Source organism: Marinobacter sp. L-46 (genome assembly GCF_056859535.1).
This window is the reverse complement of the sequence record NZ_JBSXOP010000005.1, coordinates 1-3,947: the sequence shown is the minus strand read 5'-3', so window position 1 is coordinate 3,947 and position 3,947 is coordinate 1. Positions and strand designations below refer to the sequence as shown.

Below are 3,947 nucleotides of genomic sequence, written 5' to 3'. Positions count from 1 at the left end.
TCTGGTTGTGAAAGAGCATGCAGGTTAGACTCGGACATGGCGTATCATTCCTCTGTTGGTTGTGATCTTGGCGGTGATCAACCAACAGGATACGCCACCCCTTCAGCCTGCTTCCATACACCAGAAATCACCATAACTCAGGACACGAAAAGAAAAGCTTTAAAGATTTTTAGCCACGGACACTCACGGAATTACACGGACAACAACACAGAGAATTTTATCTGTTGTCAGTGAGCGTCCGTGAGTGTCCGTGGCAAAATAGTTCTTATTTTTTCGTGTTCTTTCGTGGATTTAGTGGCAAATCTTTTTCCTTTTTCCGTGTCCTTCCGCGGATTCCGTGGCAAAAAATTTCAGTTAACCAAAGGCCCACTATGAAACCGGAACTCCGAATCCGGCTCTTCAATCAACTTCTGTTCAATAGCCATAAAATCCGCTACCCGCTCATCCACCGGGCCGCCGTTGGCCTGTACCGCCAGCTTCAGGTAATCCTGGTAATGCCGGGCCTCGGATTTCAGCAGGCTGTTGTAGAACTCCGCCAGTCTCTCATCCAGGTGCGGTGCCAGGGCCGCGAAGCGTTCGCAGGAGCGGGCCTCGATGATGGCACCGACAATCAGCACATCCACCAGGCGGCCGGGGTCTTCGGTGCGCACGGCTTCCCGCAGGCCAGCGGCATAACGTGCCGGTGACAGGTGGGTATAGGTGACGCCGCGCTTTTTCATGATTGCCAGCACCTGCTCGAAATGCCGCAGCTCTTCCCGGGCCAGGCGGGACATTTTGTTCAGCAGGTCGGTGTTGTCCACATACCGGTACATCAGGCTCAGGGCCGTGGAAGCTGCTTTCTTTTCGCAATGGGCGTGGTCAATCAGCATCAGGTCCTGGTTGGCCAGGGCATTCTCGATCCAGCGCGATGGCGTTCGGCAGGGCAGGAAATCGTGTATCTCTTGCAGGGCTTCGTTCATGGCTTTGGCAACGGTCCGGTTCAACAAGCGCGGGAGTATAACGCACCTAACAGAACTCTCCGACCTCTGTCCAACTTAACTTTATAAGGGCTTTCCTATAGAATGCAGCGCCAGATCAAGGAGTCTCTGAATAAATCCTGAAACCCCATCGGTGATTTGAGGCCTTATTCAGAGGCTCCTGTGGCCTTTTCGCCAAAAAACTCCCGCCGGGCACCACGCCCACAGCGCGGAACATTCCAACTGATGAGGGTCCATATCGTGTTAGAAGCCTATCGTGAACACGTTGCTGAACGTGAAGCCCTGGGTATCCCGCCCAAGCCCCTGAACCCCGAGCAGACTGCTGGTCTGATCGAGCTGTTGAAGAACCCGCCGGCCGGTGAAGAAGCCACCCTGGTTGACCTGCTGGAAAACCGCGTTCCGCCGGGAGTGGACGAAGCTGCTTACGTAAAAGCTGCGTTCCTGACCGCGATCGTTAAAGGCGAAGCTGCTTCCCCGCTGATCGACAAGAAGAAGGCTGTCCAGCTGCTGGGCATGATGCAGGGCGGCTACAACATCGCTACCCTGGTCGACCTTCTGGACGACAGCGAACTGGCCGAACTGGCTGGTGAAGAACTCAAGCACACCCTGCTGATGTTCGACGCGTTCAACGACGTTAAAGAAAAGATGGACGCCGGCAACGCCGTTGCCAAGTCTGTTGTTGAGTCCTGGGCCAACGCCGAGTGGTTCACCAACAAGAACAAGGTTCCCGAAAGCACCAAGATGGTCGTGTTCAAGGTAACCGGCGAAACCAACACCGACGACCTGTCTCCGGCTCCGGATGCCTGGTCCCGCCCGGACATCCCGCTGCACGCCCGCGCCGCCTATAAGATGGAACGCGACGGCCTGAAGCCGGAAGAGCCCGGCGTAACCGGCCCGATGAGCCAGATTGAAGAAATCAAGTCCAAGGGCCTGCCGGTTGCCTTCGTAGGTGACGTAGTCGGTACCGGTTCTTCCCGTAAGTCTGCCACTAACTCTGTTCTGTGGTTCTTCGGTGACGACATCCCGGGCGTGCCGAACAAGCGTGCCGGCGGTGTGTGTATCGGTAACAAGGTTGCCCCGATCTTCTTCAACACCATGGAAGATGCCGGCGCCCTGGTTTTCGAAGCACCCGTAGACAACATGAACATGGGCGACGTGATCGAAATCCGCCCGTACGAAGGCAAGATCCTGAACGAAGCCGGCGAGACCATCTCCGAGTTCAAGTTCAAGTCTGACGTCATCCTGGACGAAGTTCAGGCCGGCGGTCGTATCCCGCTGATCATCGGCCGTGGCCTGACCGCCAAGGCGCGTACTGCGCTGGGCATGGGCCCGACAGACCTGTTCCGCCTGCCGAAAGATCCGGAAGCCGGCACCAAGGGCTTCACCCTGGGCCAGAAGATGGTCGGCAAGGCCTGCGGCCTGGAAGAAGGCCAGGGGGTGCGCCCGGGCACCTACTGCGAGCCGCACATGACCACCGTTGGTTCCCAGGATACCACTGGCCCAATGACCCGTGACGAGCTGAAAGACCTGGCGTGTCTGGGCTTCCAGGCTGACCTGGTTATGCAGTCCTTCTGCCACACCGCCGCTTATCCGAAGCCGGTTGACGTTGAAATGCAGCACACCATGCCGGACTTCATCCGTACCCGTGGCGGTGTTTCCCTGCGTCCGGGCGACGGTATCATCCACTCCTGGCTGAACCGCATGCTGCTGCCGGACACCGTGGGTACCGGTGGTGACTCCCACACCCGTTTCCCAATGGGCATCTCCTTCCCGGCCGGTTCTGGCCTGGTCGCGTTTGCTGCAGCCACCGGCGTTATGCCGCTGGATATGCCGGAATCCGTTCTGGTTCGCTTCAAAGGCGAAATGCAGCCGGGCATCACCCTGCGTGACCTGGTACACGCCATTCCGCTGTACGGCATCAAGAACGGCATGCTGACCGTTGAGAAGAAAGGCAAGATCAACGAGTTCTCTGGCCGCATCCTGGAAATCGAAGGTCTGGAGCACCTGACCGTTGAGCAGGCGTTCGAATTGTCTGACGCTTCTGCGGAGCGCTCTGCTGCCGGTTGTACCATCAACCTGTCTGAAGAGTCTGTTGCCGAGTACCTGCGCTCCAACATCGTGATGCTGCGCTGGATGATTGCTGAAGGCTACGGCGATGCACGTACCCTGGAGCGTCGCGCCCAGCAGATGGAAGAGTGGCTGGCCAATCCGAAGCTGATGCGTGCCGACAAAGATGCCGAGTATGCTCACGTAGTGGAAATCGACCTGGCCGAGATCAAAGAGCCCATCGTGTGCTGCCCGAACGATCCGGACGATGCCCGCACCCTGTCCGAAGTGGCCGGCGACAAGGTTGACGAAGTCTTCATTGGTTCCTGCATGACCAACATTGGTCATTTCCGTGCCGCGGGTAAGCTGCTGGCACAGAACAAGGAGCCCCTGAAGACCCGTCTGTGGATGTCTCCGCCCACCAAGATGGACCAGGCTCAGCTGATGGAAGAAGGCTACTTCAACACCTACGGCACCGCCGGTGTTCGCACCGAGATGCCGGGCTGCTCCCTGTGCATGGGTAACCAGGCACGTGTAGCTGCCAAGTCTACGGTTCTGTCTACCTCTACCCGTAACTTCCCGAACCGTCTGGGCGATGGTGCCAACGTGTACCTGACCTCTGCGGAACTGGCAGCTGTGGGCGCGGTACTGGGCAAACTCCCGACTCCTGCGGAGTACATGGAGTACGCCAAGGACCTCGACAGCATGTCTGCGGAGATCTACAAGTACCTCAACTTCGATAAGATGGAGGAGTACACCAAGAAGGCAGCCGAGGCTTCTGTAGCCTAGTTGCGGTAGGAATGCCTCTCACGAGGCACCCCCCGCACAGATCCGTACGTGCGGTATTACCGCATACGGCTCCTGCCTCGGGTGACGACGGCGAAACCGCTCGCTGGGCCAGGGGTGGAGGATACGCGGTAGCGG

General features: G+C 57.9%; 3 protein-coding genes. 2 read left to right on the top strand and 1 reads right to left on the bottom strand.

Annotated elements, in window-relative coordinates; translation table 11 throughout:
* On the top strand, positions 1-234 hold a 234-nt coding region (locus AC13DJ_RS00110; RefSeq protein ID WP_482932765.1), incomplete at its 5' end, for a hypothetical protein.
* A 116-nt stretch (positions 235-350) separates the two neighbouring features.
* On the opposite strand, the gene AC13DJ_RS00105 is transcribed toward AC13DJ_RS00110, so the two are convergent.
* Positions 351-959: a MiaE family protein gene (locus tag AC13DJ_RS00105; protein ID WP_474539318.1), complete on the bottom strand. Its 609-nt coding sequence runs from the start codon at positions 957-959 to the stop codon at positions 351-353.
* Positions 960-1,217: 258 nt separating this feature from the next.
* Between AC13DJ_RS00105 and AC13DJ_RS00100 the strand changes: the two genes are divergently transcribed.
* On the top strand, positions 1,218-3,812 hold the full coding sequence (locus AC13DJ_RS00100; protein ID WP_474539419.1) for a bifunctional aconitate hydratase 2/2-methylisocitrate dehydratase: 2,595 nt from the start codon (positions 1,218-1,220) through the stop codon (positions 3,810-3,812).
* The last annotated feature ends 135 nt before the right edge of the window (positions 3,813-3,947 follow it).